The 19,530-nt window shown below is 37.0% G+C and carries 14 protein-coding genes and 2 pseudogenes; 7 read left to right on the forward strand and 9 right to left on the reverse strand.

What is annotated here, in order from left to right:
- From FC57_RS08795 to FC57_RS08810, 4 genes are all read right to left on the reverse strand, one after another.
- A partial coding sequence (locus FC57_RS08795) for an ATP-binding protein (RefSeq protein ID WP_156655819.1) occupies positions 1–537 on the reverse strand: 537 nt, incomplete at its 3' end.
- 158 nt (positions 538–695) lie between these two features.
- Positions 696–2,534, reverse strand: a complete 1,839-nt coding sequence (locus FC57_RS08800) for a monovalent cation:proton antiporter family protein (protein WP_007126967.1) — start codon at positions 2,532–2,534, stop codon at positions 696–698.
- Between the two features lie 98 nt (positions 2,535–2,632).
- Complete coding sequence (locus FC57_RS08805; RefSeq protein ID WP_007126968.1) at positions 2,633–3,727, reverse strand: SLAP domain-containing protein; 1,095 nt, start codon at positions 3,725–3,727, stop codon at positions 2,633–2,635.
- 22 nt (positions 3,728–3,749) lie between these two features.
- Positions 3,750–4,973, reverse strand: a complete 1,224-nt coding sequence (locus FC57_RS08810; RefSeq protein WP_007126969.1) for an SLAP domain-containing protein — start codon at positions 4,971–4,973, stop codon at positions 3,750–3,752.
- Between the two features lie 235 nt (positions 4,974–5,208).
- Here FC57_RS08810 and FC57_RS08815 point away from each other — a divergent pair, with 235 nt between their 5' ends.
- From FC57_RS08815 to FC57_RS08830, 5 genes are all read left to right on the forward strand, one after another.
- Complete coding sequence (locus FC57_RS08815) at positions 5,209–5,649, forward strand: hypothetical protein (RefSeq protein WP_007126970.1); 441 nt, start codon at positions 5,209–5,211, stop codon at positions 5,647–5,649.
- 160 nt (positions 5,650–5,809) lie between these two features.
- On the forward strand, positions 5,810–6,046 hold the full coding sequence (locus tag FC57_RS11320) for an ATP-binding protein (protein ID WP_236695723.1): 237 nt from the start codon (positions 5,810–5,812) through the stop codon (positions 6,044–6,046).
- 2 nt (positions 6,047–6,048) lie between these two features.
- Positions 6,049–6,999, forward strand: coding sequence for an AAA family ATPase (locus FC57_RS08820; RefSeq protein WP_236695724.1), 951 nt, complete (start codon positions 6,049–6,051; stop codon positions 6,997–6,999).
- Positions 6,980–7,594 carry an RloB family protein gene (locus tag FC57_RS08825; RefSeq protein ID WP_007126973.1) on the forward strand — a complete coding sequence of 205 codons (615 nt, stop codon included), beginning with the start codon at positions 6,980–6,982 and terminating at the stop codon, positions 7,592–7,594. Before FC57_RS08820 ends, FC57_RS08825 begins: the two co-directional genes overlap by 20 nt.
- Positions 7,595–7,779: 185 nt before the next feature.
- The gene (locus tag FC57_RS08830; RefSeq protein ID WP_007126974.1) at positions 7,780–8,229 is read left to right on the forward strand and encodes a hypothetical protein; all 450 of its coding nucleotides are present in this window, start codon (positions 7,780–7,782) and stop codon (positions 8,227–8,229) included.
- Between the two features lie 234 nt (positions 8,230–8,463).
- Here FC57_RS08830 and FC57_RS08835 read toward each other — a convergent pair whose 3' ends face one another.
- A complete protein-coding gene (locus FC57_RS08835) occupies positions 8,464–9,762 on the reverse strand; it encodes an ATP-binding protein (protein WP_007126975.1) in 1,299 nt (432 codons plus the stop codon).
- Between the two features lie 294 nt (positions 9,763–10,056).
- On the opposite strand from FC57_RS08835, the gene FC57_RS08840 reads away from it, so the two are divergent.
- The gene (locus FC57_RS08840) at positions 10,057–12,075 is read left to right on the forward strand and encodes a KUP/HAK/KT family potassium transporter (RefSeq protein ID WP_007126976.1); all 2,019 of its coding nucleotides are present in this window, start codon (positions 10,057–10,059) and stop codon (positions 12,073–12,075) included.
- Positions 12,076–12,306: 231 nt separating this feature from the next.
- On the opposite strand, the gene FC57_RS08845 is transcribed toward FC57_RS08840, so the two are convergent.
- The 4 genes and pseudogenes from FC57_RS08845 to FC57_RS08860 form a co-directional block, all read right to left on the reverse strand.
- Positions 12,307–13,425 carry a P-loop NTPase family protein gene (locus FC57_RS08845; RefSeq protein ID WP_007126977.1) on the reverse strand — a complete coding sequence of 373 codons (1,119 nt, stop codon included), beginning with the start codon at positions 13,423–13,425 and terminating at the stop codon, positions 12,307–12,309.
- Between the two features lie 127 nt (positions 13,426–13,552).
- The gene (locus FC57_RS08850; protein ID WP_007126978.1) at positions 13,553–15,505 is read right to left on the reverse strand and encodes a M13 family metallopeptidase; all 1,953 of its coding nucleotides are present in this window, start codon (positions 15,503–15,505) and stop codon (positions 13,553–13,555) included.
- A 70-nt stretch (positions 15,506–15,575) separates the two neighbouring features.
- Entirely contained in the window at positions 15,576–16,793 is a 1,218-nt protein-coding gene (locus FC57_RS08855; RefSeq protein ID WP_007126979.1) for an MDR family MFS transporter, read from the reverse strand.
- Between the two features lie 302 nt (positions 16,794–17,095).
- Positions 17,096–18,020 (reverse strand): annotated as a pseudogene (locus FC57_RS08860) (IS30 family transposase).
- A 126-nt stretch (positions 18,021–18,146) separates the two neighbouring features.
- On the opposite strand from FC57_RS08860, the pseudogene FC57_RS08870 reads away from it, so the two are divergent.
- Positions 18,147–19,239 (forward strand): annotated as a pseudogene (locus tag FC57_RS08870) (UPF0236 family transposase-like protein).
- Positions 19,240–19,530: the final 291 nt, after the last annotated feature.

Consider the following 19,530-nt stretch of genomic DNA (forward strand, 5'->3'; position numbering starts at 1 on the left):
CGATTTAACTAGCACCACGCGTTTATTAAATATATCAGTTTCATTAGTAAAAAGATCATTCTGTTTATGCCATTCCACAAACTCCTTAAATGATAATGGAAGCATGTTTATCTGAACATATCTCCCTGTCAATAAGGTAGCGATCTCTCCACTCAAAAAATAAGCATTAGAACCCGTAATGTACAAGTCCACATTGTCTTTAATGAAAAGCGAATCTACGACTTTCTCAAATTCGGAAACGTGTTGTATTTCATCTAGAAAAATATAAGTCATTTTGTTCTGAACAAGATGTTTCATCAAATATTGATATAAAGTATGAGGATCACGTAAAGATTCATTAGCCATATCTTCAAAATTAATAGTAATTATTTGCTCAGGTGCTACACCATTTTCTCGCAAATATTTGCGAAAAAGCAAGAATAACGTTGATTTTCCAGAACGTCTAACTCCAGATACCACTTTGATAATATGTTTATCCTGGTGTCTTTTTAAGAAATCAAGATATTCATTCCTTGCTACATATCTTTTTTCTAGCATAAATTCGCCCTCTTTCTTTATTAATTCTAGCATTAGTTTGGAATACATTCCAAACTAAGTCGATTTTCACCAATAATTTGGAGTATATTCCAAATAAATTTCTGTTTCTTTTCTTGTAATACAAAAAAACTACCTCTTCTTAGAGATAGTTCATTTCATTATTGTCCATGACTCAACAAGTCACGTACTTTATCAGCTGTCTTAAATTCACCTGAAAATACTAAAACATCCCCAGGCTCAATTACAGTAGATCCATGCGGAATCAACCATTCGTCTCCTCGCCGAATTCGACTAATAGTAATCTGATCAATAAATTCCAGATCCATTAATTGGCGTCCAGTATAATACGTATTCTTAACCTTTACTGAATACAGAACATTCTTTGTATCCGTCATAATCCGGTAAACAGTTGGTGATTCAATCATCGCCCGCATCAAAGCCGCGTGAACATTGGTAAAGTTGAAGACTTCAATATTCTTCTCATGGAATTCCTCTACCATATCGCCGCTAACTTCACTTAGCCGGACAATCACACGCTTCACTCCCTCTTCATGAGCAAGACGGGCAATCTTAACATTGTCTTGATCATCATGATTCGATGCAACCAAAATATCACAGTCGAACACGCCAGCTTTCTCAAGCGTGTCTTTATTTAGATCTGGCAAAAAAGTCAGATTCTTTACTCGACTATCGTAAGTCTCATAACGATCCTTCTTATTAGTAAACATCTTGACTGAATACCAATTATCGTGCAAATCATGGGCAACTGGTACAGTAAAGACATTCGCCCCCACAATTGAAACTCGTTGCTTGATCTTATCTTCCTTAGTTAACACAAAGCTAGAATTAAAGATAATTGGACTTACGATACAGACAATAACCGCTGCCAAGATAAAGGCATCCGATTGCGTAGACGTAATAGCGTGTAGCTTTCTAGCAACCTGCAAAGTTGGCAACACAATCGTAATCGTGGTTGCTGTCAAAAAGCCACCGGCAAAAGCATTCCGCTTTTCAAAAAAGCGCATAAAAGTTAATACGACTGGTAATTTTGCCAATAATAAGAAAATTACTAATACTGGCAAGAGCATCAATGCATAAGGATGGGCAAACAATGAACGTAAATTCAAGCCCACACCAGTCATAATAAAGAAAATTGGAATGAAGAAACCATAGCCAATAGAAGTTAATTTATCTTTCGTAGCTTCGCTTGGTTCTAATAATTTCATGACCATTCCAGCCAGGAAGGCACCTAAAATATTTTCGGCACCGACTCTTTCGGCTACGGTCACCAATGCAAAAATCAAGAAAAAGGCTAAACGAATATCCAGCTGCGTCGTTGCCTTGGTCACCTTGGCAAACCACAAATAAGGCTGCTTGAACCGGCGCAATAAGAAGATTGCAGCTAAAAACAGCAAAATAATCAGCCAGAGTTGTCCAGCATTGCCACCGTTAATCGATGCATAGATAGTCAATAACAACAGTGGAATAACTTCACCGAAAACCGCGGTTAATAAAATAGTCTGACCGATTGGTCGTTCTAAGATATCCTTTTCTTTCAAGGTGGCGATTACCACACCCAGGGCAACTGTCATCAAGATAATGCCAGCCAGCATTACCTCACTGAACAAGCCCACCAATTTCAAGACATAAGCTAAAATCAAGGCCATCACTACAACGCCAATAAAGGCAGTCAGCGCGGTCTTCAATGGATCAACAGTCTTGCCTGCTTGGGATTTACCTTTGGGATTATTCCTTCTCTGTAAAAGATCAAAATCGATCTCCATCCCTGATAAAAACATCAGCAAAATCACGCCTAGATTGGATAAAAAAGTAAGATCGTGTGTCGAAGTTACCAAGTTAAATCCGCTAGACCCCATGATAATGCCTACAATGATTTCTGCAACGGCAGTTGGTACATTGCTAATTTGAAAACGTGCCATAAATATTGGAATAATCAACGCCAATAATACGACTAAAAATAGCGACAATTGTGCCATCTCATTCCTCTTCTCTCATTCAAGGTATGTGTGCATTATACAAAAAATACGCCTTATTCCCAAATTTTTTAGAATAAGACGTATTTTATATTTTTTAATTAATCAATGTCACTTGCTAAAACAAATTGTGTAGCATTTAGTGCATAGTACTTTTGACCTTTAATCTTGATTTTACTGCCGTAAGTCAATACACGGCTGCCCTGCTTGACTTTGTTCTCCCTTTCAATCTGACCAGTAGAGGTACGTAAGTACGTATCCTTCTTCACTGTTCTAGCTGTAGCGTCAATGTTAGAAGCAACCACATATTGGTTCTTGCCGATCTCATAGTACTTCTTATTGTTAATCATCTTGTAACCAAGAACGACTACTGGGCTACCAGCCTTCATCAACTTCTTGGTATTCTTACCTTTACTATTGTAAATGTAAGCATCATGGCCTAAAGTTACAGCACCTTGGACAATTGGAATTTCCTTCTTAGTCTTGTTTGGATTCTTGGTCTTAGCATTACCATTCTTCTTCTGCAAGTTGTAGTAATACTCAATCAATGAGTAGAACTGATCCATGCTGTAGCCCCATTTAGCAAAATAGCCATCGGGGTCAACGTGATCGGTGCCACCCAAGAATGTGCTGACAGCATGGTGAGACCAAATGGTACCCTTACCATCCTCACAAGCATTATCAGGTTTTAAATTATAGCGGTGCAAAAGCTTAGCAATATAAATTGCATCATTGTTGACAGACTTGGCAAAGGCATCCCTACTGTCTTCTTCACACAGCTCAATCTGAATAAAACGGTTGTTGGCTTTAGGACCAGCACCCCAGACACCCATCTCGGGTGATCTCATCTGAATAATCTGCTTGCTATCAACAAAAGCATGGGTATAAGCCTGAATATTTTCCCATTTATAATTAAAATAGATTGCTTCACCATAAGCTGTTGCTCCAGGATCATCAGTTTCATGAACAATAATTCCTTCAGGTCGATTATTTCTATATGTCACACCAGGAAACCTACTATAATTAATCCCTTCAAGTTTCAACACTTTATATAAATAAGTTACACCACTATATTTATATTTTTTAGCTAGCGAGTTGATTGAAGCGGCTTGAATGTGCTCTGATTTTATATTAAACGCTATCCCTAATAAACTTATTATTGCAATCCAACTAATAAAAATCTTTTTTAATTTCACATTATGCCTCTACTTTTATCAATTACATAAAGTTTGACTTTTTAATATATTGATGGATACCTACACGATAATATCTTTTACCATTAATTTTTACCGCATTACCATAAGTTGCAACTTGCGTACCCTTTCGTTTCTTGAGATTAGAATTACGCTTGCTATATTGATTATAAACATAAGAATTATGCTTTAAAAATCTGAGTGTACCATCTACGTTCCCAGCAGCAATATATTCACTTTCACCAACACGATAGTAAGTTTTACCCTTAATAGTTTGAGTGCCGTAGGTATCAATCAATTTAAAGCCTTCTTTTCCATTAACTTTAAAAATTTTACCTTTAACTCTTTTACCCTCTTTATTGTAAATATATGCATTGTGCATCAAATTCTTAGAAACTTTGGTTGCTCCTTTAGGTGCTTGAGTAATTGGTGACTTATTCTTTGAGGTACTTTTACCTAAATAACTACCATCAATCCAACCTTTACCATCAATATACATTCTACTTGAGCCGTCATTAAAAGTTATTGTTTTGATTACAGTAACTTTTTCACCTTGATTAACTGAATTGATTACTTGAGCAACAGATGGATCAGTTGGCCAATTATAAGTTGACCCTGATTTATCTACAATATAAGTTTTAGTTACATTAGAAATAATCGGATCGTATTTATATAAATTATGTGCTACAATCCTTGAATTAAGAGCAGTGTTATAGTTATTAGCCGTAGCATAGGTCCCTGTTAAAGCTTTAGTAGCCGCAGCATAAGTATTAGCATTTTCAAGCCATGCACCTTGATATCTCAATGGTTGCCAGGAAACACCTTCACGTAATCTCTGACCATTATCTTCAAATGATTCTTCTAGCGAATTATACTTTTTAAATTTACCATTAATGTAGTAACTTTTACCACTTTTAGTTTCTTCCCTAGTTTTAGATGCATAACTAGCTCCTGGCCAGTTGTTATCAGCTTTCATTCCAAACAGATTATTTGCATTAACTGCTAGGCCAGACTGTCCCCAGCCAGATTCAACAATAGCCTGGGCAATCATTACTGATGGATAAACGCCATACTTCTTAGCAACTTTTGTGGCTTGTTTAGCAGTCTTTTTTAAAAAATCAGCCTGATAATCTGCAGCCATAACCTTCTGACTGGAAATATTATCTATAACAATTTCATTGACAACAGGTACAGCTATTGAAGTCAGCATAACTGCACTCGCAATACTAGTTAAAAGTCTCTTCTTCATATATTTCTTCCTCCTAAATATAACATCTATATTGTATCTAGCAAATGGCAATGTTACAAGATCCTAAATTGTTTTATTTTAAAAATTTATACTATATTAATATTTATTAAAAATGAGCATTTTGTAATCAACTTGCCAGCCAGATGTCTTACACTATTACTAACAATTTGAAACCCAAAAATGGGCCAAATTTGTTGAAATAATTTTTCTAATTAAAAGGAGAGTTGTTTTTCATATGAAGAAATTAATCTTTTGGGGCGCTATTTTCGCAATGTTTGTCCTAGGAGGTAGCGGCGCCGGAGCCTACGTTAGCCATAACAATGCTGTCCAACATAACACGTCTGCCAATACTTCTGGCAGTACCAAGGGTCAAGTACCTAAGTCCGGTTCAGTTAACAAGGGCGATAATAATAAGGATAATAACTCATCCGACTCTAACTCGAACAAGACAAAATCCAATTCGAGCAGTAGTTCTTCAAGCTCCAGCAACGACAAGAAGCAAGACAAGGATAAGAATTCTTCCTCATCTTCTTCTAATCAAAAACAAAGCAGCCAATCAAGCAGTTCTCAAGCTAACGACAAGAGCCAAAGCAGCAGTCAATCATCTGCACAATCCAGCTCGGCTCAATCTAACTCCACTGCACAAAGCTCAGCTGCTAACCATAGTGGAAAGTAAAATATAGATGCAAAATAAAATATAGATGCAAAATAAACACCACTCTTCATCTTTAAGTGAAAAGTGGTGTTTTTTAGTGGATTTATTAATCAGAATCACATTTTTGTGTGATCTTTACGCACTAAATGATAAAATTGAGATAAATATAAAGGAGAAAACTATGTTAATTGAATTTAGGTTGAAGAACTACGCTTCTTTTAAGAACAGTGCAACTCTATCTGCTCAAACTGGTGAAAGACTATATAAATACAAAGAGACTAATACTTTTCAAAATAAAGACGTCTCCCTGCTCAAGAATCTGCTGATCTTCGGCCCCAACGGTGCCGGAAAGTCTAGATTGCTACAAGGCTTAGAATTAATGAGAAGAATCAAACAGAAGACACTAGCTTTGGTATAACAATCAAAGTACACGGTCACATCTATGATTACTCTTTCAGCTACAACAATGAGAGAATTGCCTCTGAGAAGCTGATAGTTATCAAAGGTGACAGGGAAAAAACGTATTTTGAAAGACAAGGACAAGACTTCATAGTCATTTCTAAAGCTTTGAAGGATCTCATCCCTCGTTTAAGAAAAAATGCATTGTTCTTATTTCTTGCACAACAGAACAATGACGCGTTAGCAAGTAATATTTACGAATGGTTTTCCAAAGACTTATTCATTATCTTATCTAATAATCGAATGAGTATTACTGGTCAATTCTCTGAACTGCTAAAGAATGAACTGCTCTCTTTCCTGCAAGCGGCTGACTTTAATATTTCCAACATTACTGTACGGAAGATCCCGTTTTTAACTAGCGACGATGCATTAGATACTAAGCCGCAAACTCAACCAATGATTTTTACTAGCCATAAAGTATACAACGATGACGGTAAACTATTAGGAGAGAGTGAGCTGCCCTTTACTGAAGAATCAGACGGAACCAAGCGTATTTTGTACATTGCTTTAATTATCTTAAGCGCCCAAATGCAGGGAAATCAAAAGACTATCCTTTTCGATGAGTTCGACTCTTCCCTGCATCCCGAACTGGCACGTGCTTTAGTCCATATTTTCAATTCTAAAGAGAACTTGAATCAATTTATCCTAACTACCCAGGACGTGCAATTATTAGATAATCCAATCCGAATTGATCAAATTTATCTAATTGACAAAAACTTCCAAGGTGTTAGTGATTTGAAATCGGTATTTGATTTTAGCAATCCTAGAACCAGTGGTCGATTAGACGTCAACCTAGCTAAGAAGTACATCGAGGGTAAGTTTGGCAGCGTACCAGTAGTTAATACGGATCGATTGTTAGATATCTTGCAAGAAATTCATAAAGGAATAGATAATGAGAAAACGAAAGAGTAGAAAATTAGATTTACGTCCTACAGTTAGAATTTATTGTGAAGGTAAAACCGAAGAAAACTACTTCAATATGCTAAAGCAGAAATATCACCAAGCTAATATTTCTGTTAATTCACGTTATCCCATCAAAGTAAAAAATATGTCACGCTCAGGAATGGCTTTACTACACGATGTTTTAGTAGATCCTAAAATAAATGTTCAAGATAGAATTTATCTAGTATTTGATCACGATGAACATTCAAGTGAAGAACTACTAAAGTGTTTTGATCAAGCTAAAAAGTCAAAATATAATATTACTATCTTATTTTCCAACATTTGCTTTGAGGTCTGGATCTTAATGCATTTTCGGCCAGTGACTGCTATTTATACTAGAAAGCAACTTTTTTCTAAACTTTCTGGCAAGAATTACTTTAATGAAGAGTATTCCAGAAACAAAGGTCAAAAAATTAACATCCTTTATGATAAAGTAGCTACAGCCAAGAAAAATGCCGATCGTATTTCTTCACCTTCTGATCAATCTACTAAGATCATCAAAAAAGATCCTTATACAAATGTAAATTTGCATCTAAAAGAAATTTTTCAAACGGATCAGTATTAATTAATCATATATTTTCTTTACAACAGTAAATCTATCCTTAGTACTGCTGTAAATTTACTTATTTTACTACACCAATACAAGAAATGTAGTAAAATAAGTTAGTTACATTTGCTTTTATTTGCAGAAGTCGGTAGAATTATTATTGATTTTGCACTATTTATTTTCTAAACAAAGGGGTAACAACTTTGACTGAAGAAGAAAAAAACGCTCAAGCACAAGCTGATAAAGAAAACGAAGAAGAAAACGAAGAAGAAAACGACGATCTTAAAGTCGTTATGCCAGAAGCTAACAAGACCACTATGCCAGCTGAAGAATTCAAGGAACAACCTGATTACTTGAAGGTTTTCGCTAACTTTTACATCGCTGAATTCGATGAAGACGACCTCGAAGTAATCAACCTTTACGATGAAAACCATAACATGGTTGACATCAACAGCTACCTTTTGAACAACATTCACTTCCCACGTAAGAAACTTGTTGATCACGTATTGCAATACCACGATTACAACTTCAAGAATTTGCTTAAGGTAATGGCTGAAAAGACTGGTGTTAAGCCAGAAGAAATGCTCACTTATGAAGCATGGGAAAAATGGGACGAAGAACAACGTGCCAAGATTCCTTCATCACTTTCATAATTTATTATTGAAAAAGCTCCCAAAAGGGAGCTTTTTTGATGCATCAAAAAAGTCGTTACTCAATTTCCTAGTTTAGAGTGACGGCTTTTTTACTTGTTCTTTTTTCGCATAAATGCATAAGATCTATTAACAATTGTACTATAACATATGCAAGCTAATTTCGTCAATACTTCCAAGTGTTCAGTATAACTGACAGAAAATGCAAAAATTGTCACTCATATCGAACACTTTTCTCTACTTCTTGTCAGTTATATCGAACGCCACTAAATCATCCAATAAGAATTTATACAGCGGCATCACTTCAACCTTCACTCCATCTTCCTCAATTGTCTTCTCTTCTTCGCTAGTCACAATGATAAACCGTTCTACACTATCATCATTCTTAGTAAGCCGCACCAAGTTGCCTACCTCACGTTCATATGCATGATCGGAAACACTAAAAGCAACTTGAATTGCTGTTTTCTTTTCAGGTAAATAAAAATCAATATCAATTTTTGTCTTTGAAGATTTCAAATAGAATAAATGATCCTGATATTTTTCATATAAAGCTATCGCCACCAGATTTTCTAACAATACCGATGCCTTATTAAGCAAAAACAGATTCAAAATTCCGTTATCGATAAAATAATACTTCGGTGTCGTATTCTTATCTGTAAATTTAGAAACATAGTCTTTAACATCAAAAAGTAGGAAAGCAGATTTTGCAAAAGAAATGTAGTTGATGACCGTTTCCGTGCTAACTTTTTTATTCAGCACAGATCGAATGCTCTTCGCCAAATTGCGATAAGAAACATCATGCATAATAGTTTCCGCAATTTTATTAATCAAAAGACGAAAAGCTTCCTGATTGCGGATATCATTTCTGGCAATAATGTTACCTAACAAGATTTTTTGATAAATCGACTCTAAATAATCGCGATGGTCGGAGTAAATCAAAGTCTCTGGCAAACCGCCGTGTGACAGATAATCGGCAGCGCCACGCACAATTCGACCAGATAATAGAGTATCGTACAATTCATTAGTTGTATGATCGATACCCTTTGCCGTTAAAAATTCGTTGAAGTTGTATGGATAGATGGTTTTAATGAAATACCTAGCACCCAATCTTTCAACGATATTCCATTCCAACATCTTAGCGTTACTACCAGTGATATATACACGATATTTTTGATCAGCTAAACGCCGTGCGAACTTTTCCCAACCATCAATATTTTGCACTTCATCTAAGAAAATATATGGTTCTTTATCCGTCAGTTCGCCAGCTACTCCTAAGATGTCATCAAAATCGGCCAAACTAAAACCATTTAGACGTTCGTCTTCAAAATTAACGTAAATAATTTGTGACCAATCTACTCCATTTTTAACCAGATCTCGCGCAATTTTGTAAAGCAAGGTAGATTTACCAGCTCTTCTTAATCCAACTAAAACATAGTTTGCTTTAGGATCAAATTCATAATCACGTGGAAAAATGACAGCATTTTTTATAACTCTATGTTGTTCAGTAATAATATGCCGAAGAATTTGATGCTCCATAGTAATTTCCTTTCATGTTTATATCTATATATTACCAAAGTGTTCAGTATAACTGACAAAAAATGCAAAAGTTGTCACTTATATCGAGCAGTTTACCCTACTTTTTGTCAGTTATATCGAACGCCTTTACCTATTTCTTATTATTAAGATCCAACATTCACGAAAATTAAAACATAATTATTTTTCTTGCAATGTCTCTTAAAATAGACGAAAATGAGTGTATCAAGAAAATGTCAGCGTGGCATTTTCTTTTTTTCTTAAAAGCTACAATTTATTTGTGGGAGATATTTATAAATGAATAATAAGTCAAAACGTATGAGTGCGGCTGGCTTACTTATCGCTATCGGAATTGTCTATGGCGATATCGGTACTAGTCCACTTTATGTTATGAAGTCTATTGTCGAAGGCAATGGCGGCATTGGCAATGTGAACCGTGATTTCATCATTGGTTCCATCTCACTAGTCCTTTGGACTGTAACCTTGCTGACTACCCTCCAAACTGTGGTTATTGCTTTAAAGGCAACTAACCACGGCGAAGGTGGTATCTTTGCCTTGTACACTTTAGTCAGAAAGCGTGCCAAATGGCTTGTGTTGCCTGCGCTAATCGGTGGGGCTGCTATTCTGGCTGATGGTACTTTGACTCCAGCCGTTACTGTTACGACTGCGATTGAAGGTCTGAAAGGACTGAAGTTTGGCGGAAATGTTCCGGTTTCTACCCAAAGCATGGTAATCGCAATTACGGTTATCATTTTGCTGGTGCTTTTCTCCATTCAAAAAATGGGTACGAGTATCATCGGTAAAGCCTTCGGTCCGATCATGTTTCTTTGGTTCTCATTCCTTGGCGTAATGGGAATCATTAACATGGCTGGTGATTGGTCAATCTTAAAGGCAATCAACCCAATTTATGCAATTAAGCTGCTGGTCAGTCCTTACAACAAGGCCGGAATTTTCATCTTAGGATCAATCTTCCTGGCTACTACTGGTGCTGAAGCCTTGTATTCTGACGTAGGCCACGTTGGTAAAAAGAACATTATTGGTTCTTGGCCATTCGTTTTCGTCTGCTTGTCACTTAACTACTTCGGTCAGGGTGTTTGGATTTTAAACAATACCCACTATCGTCCAGCTGACGGCGGTGTGCTTAACCCATTCTTCGAAATGATTCCAGCAAACATGAGATTAGCTGCCATCATTTTGGCTACCATCGCTGCTGTTATTGCTTCACAGGCTTTGATCACCGGTTCATTTACTTTGGTTGCTGAAGCTAGTGGTCTGAAGTTCTTGCCAAGAATGAACATCAATTATCCATCAACTGAAAAGGGTCAGATCTACATCCCTTCCATCAACAAAGGCATTTGTGTTGCAACCATCGCTATTGTTTTGTACTTCCAAACTTCAGCTCACATGGAAGCAGCATATGGTCTGTCCATTACAATTTCAATGTTGATGACTACCATCTTGCTTTACGAATGGTTAGTCATGAAGAAGATTAACCCAGTTTGGAACTGGATCTTCCTGATCTTCTTCGGCGTACTTGATGTCATGTTCATGATCTCAAGTTTGACCAAGTTCACCCACGGTGGTTACGTATCACTCTTCATCGCTGGTGCTATCGGCTTCGTGATGTATGTTTGGTACTACGGTAACAAGGTTCGTGACAAGCGTGAAGCTAGAAATGCTTATGTTCGTTTGGACGAATACACCGATATGCTTACTAACTTAAGTCACGATGAAGATTACCCAACTTATGCAACCAACTTGGTTTACATGGCCAACGTTAAGTACAACAAGTTCATCAAACGTGAAATTTTGTACTCCATTTTGGATAAACGTCCTAAACGTGCTAAGGCCTACTGGTTCGTCACTGTTAACGTAACTAACGAACCATTCACTGCCGAATATGCAGTTAATACATATGGCACCAAGAACGTGATCAATATTCAGCTTTACTTAGGGTTCAAGAAACAAACTAGCGTTAACGTCTACATTCGTCAGATCGTTCACGATTTGATCGCAGACGGTACGATTGAACCTCAACCACAGGAATACACCACCACCCCAGGTCGTGATGTAGGTGACTTCTCATTCGTTATCGTAAACGACGTGATTAGTCCACAAACTCAATTGGTTGGCTACGAAAAATGGTTAGTTGAAGCTCGTGTTCGTTTGCAGAACCTGTCTTCTAACCCTGCCTCATGGTTTGGCTTGGAATATGCAGATACTGTGATCGAGCGTGTACCATTGATCTTGGGTAAACCAAATCCATCTTACATTAAACGGATTAAGCCTAAAGATTATTCGAATGCTAAAAGATAATAATTAGAAAAGACTCCCAGGTGGGAGTTTTTTATCATCCCAACTATCAAAAAAAGCCCCCTTCTGGGAGCTTTTCTTAGTGCAATAAACTTATATGATATGGGTAGTAAGTTATAAAGGCCGCAGTGTAGTAGCAGCACTGTAGTCAGATCTATTATAGTTTTAAAAATGTAAAATAGCTAATTTTTCTTCTTTAAAATGTTAAAAAAGTGGAAAATAGTAGACTTTGTACTATTCAAAATGTTGCTCATTATATTTTTCTACAAATTCCGCAAAAAATGGTAAAGACAATTGAATATAGCCTCTTTGAGGTGAACTAATCAATTGATCATCCAACAGTCTTGCACGATAAACCGATATGTAATTGGCAGGTTTATTTAGAATCTTTTGTAATTGATTAATAGATACTATATCAGTCTTTGCCTTAACAAGTGCATCAATAAAAGTACGATCTGTCTTAGAAATATCCATATACATTCTTTCATATGCATTACGAAAAAGATCAACCTTCGATGCTTTAATTGTCTTATCTAATACATCATCATCAAGCAAAAGTGAATTTTGACTATATTTCCATGCATAATAACCTAATGTTTGAAAAGCATAGGCATATCCTTTTACTGCTTTACTTAACTTATCAAGTACCAAATAATCGATTTCTCTCTTTCCTCTTGTAAAAGCTTTCTCATAACTATTAGCTACAGATTTTTCATCTAATGGAGATAAATACACTCGATTACTTCGCAATAAAAAAGTTAAAGTATTATCATTTTGAACTTCTGAAATTCGACTTGGTAATCCTGTCATTAACAATGAAATATCAAATTCATCTCCAATTAGAGTCTGATATTCTGAACCAAAAGCTCGTACATCATCGCTAATCTCAATTTCATCGATTCCTATTAAAATTGACTTTTCCTGCTTCTTTAAACGAGTAAGCAACAAAGATAAACATTCATCGTAGTCAATTTGATTATTTTCTTTTAATGTTTGCCAACTAACTCCATTGCCTAAGACATTAATACTTTTTACACTCTTTAATAAATCAGTAAGAGAAACACCAGCAATCCTTTGTAGGGCATGCACCAACTGAAAAAGAAGATTGCCTTGTCCGTTATTTAGTCTAATAAAATACCAATTATCTGATTTCTCTAATGCCTTTTGAACATTTAATAGAAAAACTGTTTTTCCTGCTCCTCTTGTCCCATATACAAGTGAGGTTTGGTATTTTGCATCATGTAATTTCAAACCAGTTAAATAATCTGTCAATGCTGCTTGTTGATCGATTACTATTTTAGGGAATCTTCCAAAACTAGGCATGAACGGATTTAACATCATATTTTTACTCATATTTTCCTTTTATATTATTTTTATAATTACTTTATATTTAACGATTTGATTTTATAATTGTTTTATAAAACTTGCAACAAAAATAACCTTGCCCCTATCGGACAAGGTTATTTTCTTTATCTTCAAATTACCAAATCACAACACGTTTTTCAGGGTCAAGCCACATGCCGTCGCCTTCCTTAACGTCAAATGCCTTATAGAATTCTTCTTGGCATTGTGATTGAACATTAGCACGTTCTGGACCAGGTGCGTGAACGTCAACTGATACTTGAGTCTTAATTGATTCAGTAAGTTGCTTGTTAGCCCAAATACGAGCAAAGTTTTCGAACAGCTTCTTCATATCGCCGTTCTCACCCTTGTTAGCTTCAACAGCAGCGGTCAAACCACCTTGGTCAGCAATGTTTTCAGAAACAATTTGCTTACCGTTTAAAGTAACAGGGCCATACTTGATGCCATCGAACAAGTCGATTTCAGCTTGAGTACGCTTCTTAAATTCAGCGTAGTCTTCATCAGTCCACCAGTTCTTCATGTTGCCAAATTCATCAAATTGCGCACCATTATTATCAAATGCGTGGGAAACTTCGTGAGCAATTACAGTACCAATACCACCGAAGTTTTCTGCACGGTCTTGCTTCAAGTCGTAGAATGGTGCTTGCAAAATTGCAGCTGGGAAAGTCAAATCGTTTCTTTGTGGGTCATAACATGCGTTAACCAAGTTACCTGGCATCAGCCATACAGTACGATCTACTGGCTTGTGGAGTTTTTCAACATTGTACTTAACTTGTTCAGCTTGTGCAGCTCTAGCGTTGGAGTAAAGACTGCCGCCTTCACTAGCTGGGACAACTTTCAAACGATCATAAATTTCTTCAATCTTGTCTGGGTAACCAATCTTCAAGATCAAAGCACGGAGCTTTACAATTGCCTTTTGCTTGGTTTGTTCAGAGAGCCAGCTATTTTCATTAATCCGCTTCTCATAGACGTCGAGCATCTTATGAATCATGTCTTCAACGTCTTTCTTAGCCTTTTCACCAAAGTAAGTTTGGCCATAGTAGACACCAACTACTTCGCTGAAAATACCGTTAGCTAAGTGATATGCTTGTTTTTCTTGGCTTGAAAGTTCAGGTTGACCTGACAAAGCTTGGCTAAATGGGAATGCGGCTTCACGGAAGTCTTGTGACAAGTAGCTACCCACATTGTTAATAAACTTCACGATCAACCAGCCCTTGATTTCGTCAAAGTTGTCTTCGTTGATTAATTCATCAAAGTGATCTAAGAAGCGAGGTTCTGCAACGATTACGCGATCAGGTACTTCACCTAATGCTTCCTTCAAGAAGTAATCAATCTTGAAGTTGGTAATCTTCTTTTCAAAATCTTCAATTGAAGTTGGATTGTACATTGCTGGATAGTCTGCCCATTCTTCTGATGACTTGACTACCTTGGATACCTTGTCGTCAAACTTCATGGCATCCCCAACATACTTTTCAGCTTGGTCTTCCGCAACCCCAGCCATCTTAAGCAAGTTGACTGATTGCTTCTGCAATACCTCTAAGAGCTTCTTAGCCGCATCAGTCTTGTAAGTTGTAGTATCTGGCAAAAAGATTGATGAGCCAAAGAATTGTAAAACGTTGATCTTAGTATTCTTCATGTCGGCATCAACGTCAAAGCTAAATGGCAATGCAAATGCAGCCTTAAACAAGTCAGGAGCCTTCAAGTTGAAGTCCGCAAAGTCACGGATGCCTTCAAGCAAACTCAAGTCAGCTTGAATAGGCTTAGCACCATCATCGTTGCGCCGCTTAAAGTCACGTGCAAGCTTGTAAAGTTCGACTGCCTTCTTCAAGTTAGGAACATTTGCGACATCTTTTTTGCCATCTGCAAAGTCCGCGAAGTCCTTCATTAACTTCTTTTCAACGTCAAGGTCGATATTGTCAAAGCTGGCAATTCTTGAACGGTCTGATGGGATCTTAACCTTCTTCAACCATTCAGAGTTAACAGCTAAGTACAAATTATCTTGTGGACGAGTGCCTACCTTGGGTTCAAGGATATCGCCGGCACCACCACGAACGGCCATTTTATTATTCATTAAAGGGATTCCTCCTTTTGTTTAAAAATAAAAAATTAAATCAAGTTAATTATATCATTTTGTTTTAATTTTACTTATATAAAGTCAAATCTTTGTAGGATCTCATATAAGTTGGGATCATCACTACGATCATTAGAGCAATCACTATCGCTGCCACCCAGAAAAACGGAATATAGCCAGCACGATCAATGATCAAACCACCAAACAGCGGTCCAAAGGCCCGACCAATTCCAGAAGCAACCATGTTGGCTCCTTGATACTTACCTTTACTAGTCAATGGCGAAAGATCGTTGACGTAAGCAGGAATAGCTGGAAATGCGGTTGATTCGCCTAAGGTCAGGATAAACATCGATAAGGCAAAATGCCCGAAGTCTTTGGCGAAGACCAAGGTGACAAAGGACAGCGAGAACATACAAATTCCAAAGATGATTTGATGGAAAAGATTTTTAAAAATATTAGGAAAACGGGCTAAGATACCTTGCATAATAACAATTACTCCGGCATTTAATGTCCAAAGCAGACTGTAAAGGTGGAATGGGATGCCTAATGAAACCATATAAACAGACAAGTTTGATTCCCAGTTCATGTACATTAGCCAAGTAACGCCTAACGTGGTAAAGAAAACCATCGTCATAATGAAGTTGCGTTTAGGCATTGGTTCTGCCTTAGGCTTCTTGCCACTCTTAACCATGCCCAGCCTTTCCTTATGGAAGGCAATAATCGGTCGGTAGTTGAAGAGTGCGTTCACGAATGCAATCACGAATAAAAGTGCCGCAATTACGAATAAAAGCGTAATTGAAAAGTCATAGAGATAGCCGACGATTAACGTACCTGTAACCACGCCCAGGTTTTGCGAGAAGTACAAAACATTAAAGACATAACGGCCAGGATACTTCTTCAAACTAGTGGCTACGGAGTTGATCAACGTGCCGTTCCAGCCACCTAAGAAGCCGGTTAAGGTCAGCCAGACCCAATATTCCGGCCAGCCATGAAAGGCTGCCATTAAGAATAAAACTGCAGCATCTAATCCCAATCCCCACAGAATAAGTGGATACGGATTGAACTTATCGTAGAGTCGCCCTGCAATGATTGAAGCAACAATGTTCCCCGCACAGTTGCAAAAGAGAACGACACCAATGATTGATAAGCTAATATGCATCTGCTTATTTAAATAAACTGAAGTTAATGGCCAAATGAAACTAGCACCAATCCAAGTAGCTAATTCTCCTACAATCAGCCAGATTAACTTAATTTCATCTGTTTGAATCTTTCCATGTGCTTTTTTCATTACTTCACCTCTTTAATTTAATTAATCAAAACTTATTCTACTAAATAATATTGCCAACTATCTAGTGCATCACTAGTTTACACTAGCTGAAACGTAAAACACTAACAATTGGTTTGATCATTGTTTTTTTATGAATGTGAGAGCTGTACTAATTCAAAAATAATTTTACCAAACCTTATAATAATTTGAATGAAGTTGGCAATAATCAATCTATCTTTTTTATATTCATAGTTAATTTTATACTTATCACTCAAAAACTACTAAAAAATATAAATCGTAAATTGCAATAATAAATTGAACGCTTAAGCTGCTTGATAGATTTGATCTAATTCTCTCTCAAAGATTTCATCTGGTGTGTGATATGCCAAGATCTTTCTGGGCAAAGAGTTGCACCAGGTTTCAATATCAATGATCTGCTGGAGAGAATAGTTATTAATGGACTCTCCCTTAGGAATAAATCTGCGAATAAGGCCATTGTGTCTTTCCACAGTTCCTTTATCACAAGAAGTATAAGGATGAGCATAATAAATAAGCGTTTTAGAGACTTGTTCCAGATTAGTTAGATCCGCAAACTCTGAACTATTGTCAGTAGTAATTGTCTTGAAGATATCATTCCAATGCTCGCTGTACTGTTTTTGAAGCATTTGAAAAGCCTGCATGACACTGGCAGATATCCTATCAGGTATACGAATAATTAGAAATTCACGGCTCATGCGCTCGGAAAGAGTTAACAGAACCTGATCGTCCTTGGTCTTATGACCCAAGACAAGATCGCATTCCCAATGACCAAATTCGCTGCGCTGCTCAATCTCTTTAGGCCGCTCTTCGATGCTTCGTCCCAGCTTCTTCTTGTTTTGGCGAACATGATGAAAAACTTGGTATTGCGCTTGAGCTCTTTAGGCAAGTCATAGTTTTTGATGGTCATCAGTCCTTGATCAACGTAATTGTACAGAGTTCTGGTGCAGACTGTTTGATAATGCGAGAATTCCCCGGTAGCTAAACTACGGTTGGCACAAACGTCAAGCGACCAGCCGTCTTCAAAGAAATGCTTAATGACATAATTGATAAACGCTTTGGTTCTGATCAGCCTTGTAGTGCTTTTGCTTGCCATGATAGAGAGAAACAGTGTCACCGTCTGACTTCATAGCTGATCGTAGAAGGAGAGCAGCCGTCTTTTAAGCGAGTTTGGATAATAACCCATTCTTCAAATGACACTAAGTGTATAATTTTTGTGGTAAGTTAAATAATTGATTAAAAAAGCTCAAGCCCATTTGGAATTTGGACTTGAGCTAAAGCAAAAAGACCAGTAGTCTAATGTTAACTCAAAAAAACATCATTAGAGGCTGGTCTTTTATGGATTCTATTATAACTGATATTGTTAAAATTATTAAGTCTGAAAGCAATGTTGTTGCTAGAGAAAAAGCATTGTTGGTTTATTTCTCTAGTTTGATTAAAACATTGATGGCTAGGGCTTTGTAACAAGTAGATGACAGCTTGGCAAAAGAAACCAAGCGGCAGGCTTTCAAATTGAAAAGAAAAACAAGCGCTCAATCACCACCGCTTTTGGTGAAGTCAGCTATTATCGCAGAAGATATGTCTGTCCTGATAAGCAGACAGTATATCTTTTAGATAAATTAATAGGCTATGATCGCTATAAAGGCTATAGCGTCTTGGCAGTAAAGAATATTTTAGAAGTCAGTGCAGTGGCTACCTACCGCAACACAGCCTTAGCAGTGAATGCTCTTTCTTGCTTTAATATCAGTCATAGTCAAGTAGGCAAATTAATTATTCAAGCCGGCAAGCAGATCAAAAAGCAGCAGGAAGCCGATGAGCGCTATGATCAAGCCAAGCCCAAAAGAAAAGTTCCAGTTTTGTATCTTGAAGGCGATGGCGTAATGATCAAAGGAACCAAGAAACGCTTAGAATTTCATCACTATCAAGTCTGTGAAGGCATTATCAATTTGAGCAGGACTAGACGCGAAAGAGCGTATGCCAAGGAGTTTTATTTCTTTGAGCCGTTTGGATGCTTTGCAAGAAATCAAGGAATATCCAGCAAATACTTATAATTTAACTAATACCCTGATTATCAGTAATGCCGATGGCGGCGCTGGCTATGCTAAAAAAGACTTTGAGGAGACTGTTGGCTGCTGTGAAAGCAATCACCGCAAGTATACCTACCGTGTCAAAGGACAAGGAAAATATTGGTCTGAAGGTGGTGCAGAAAGCATTCTGCGAGTATTGACCTGCATCAAGAATGGGGACCTAGAAGAATGTCTGAGCAGCGAATTTTCTGGCAGCCAAGTTAAAGCAATTGACCAGGAAAAGCTGAGATACGCTGTGCGTAATAGTTTAAAAAAGGCTCATGAAGCACAAGCACGGAGCAATTGAAACTGAAGTGGCAGGCCATAGCTGCTTGGACAAATTTAGTCGCGCAATGGGTTATTAAATATTTAAGAATTTAACGTTAGATTAAGGGTTAAAGACCTACCGCAAAAATATTGACACTTATAAAGGACAACTGCCTGCCTTTAACGTGCTGATTCAATGGTAGAATGTAAAGAGTCCATTTGTGACCTCCAATAGATATTTTTATGGTTATTAACATTCTATCCAACAGGTCCAGATGGACTTTTATTTTTTATAAAGTATTCAACTTAATTTTATAATCAGCGTTAAAAATATCTTTAAAAAAATAATAAAAAACGCTAGGAGGAATTGATACAATCCCACTAAAGTG

Source organism: Lactobacillus ultunensis DSM 16047 (assembly GCF_001436305.1).
Taxonomy (GTDB): domain Bacteria; phylum Bacillota; class Bacilli; order Lactobacillales; family Lactobacillaceae; genus Lactobacillus; species Lactobacillus ultunensis.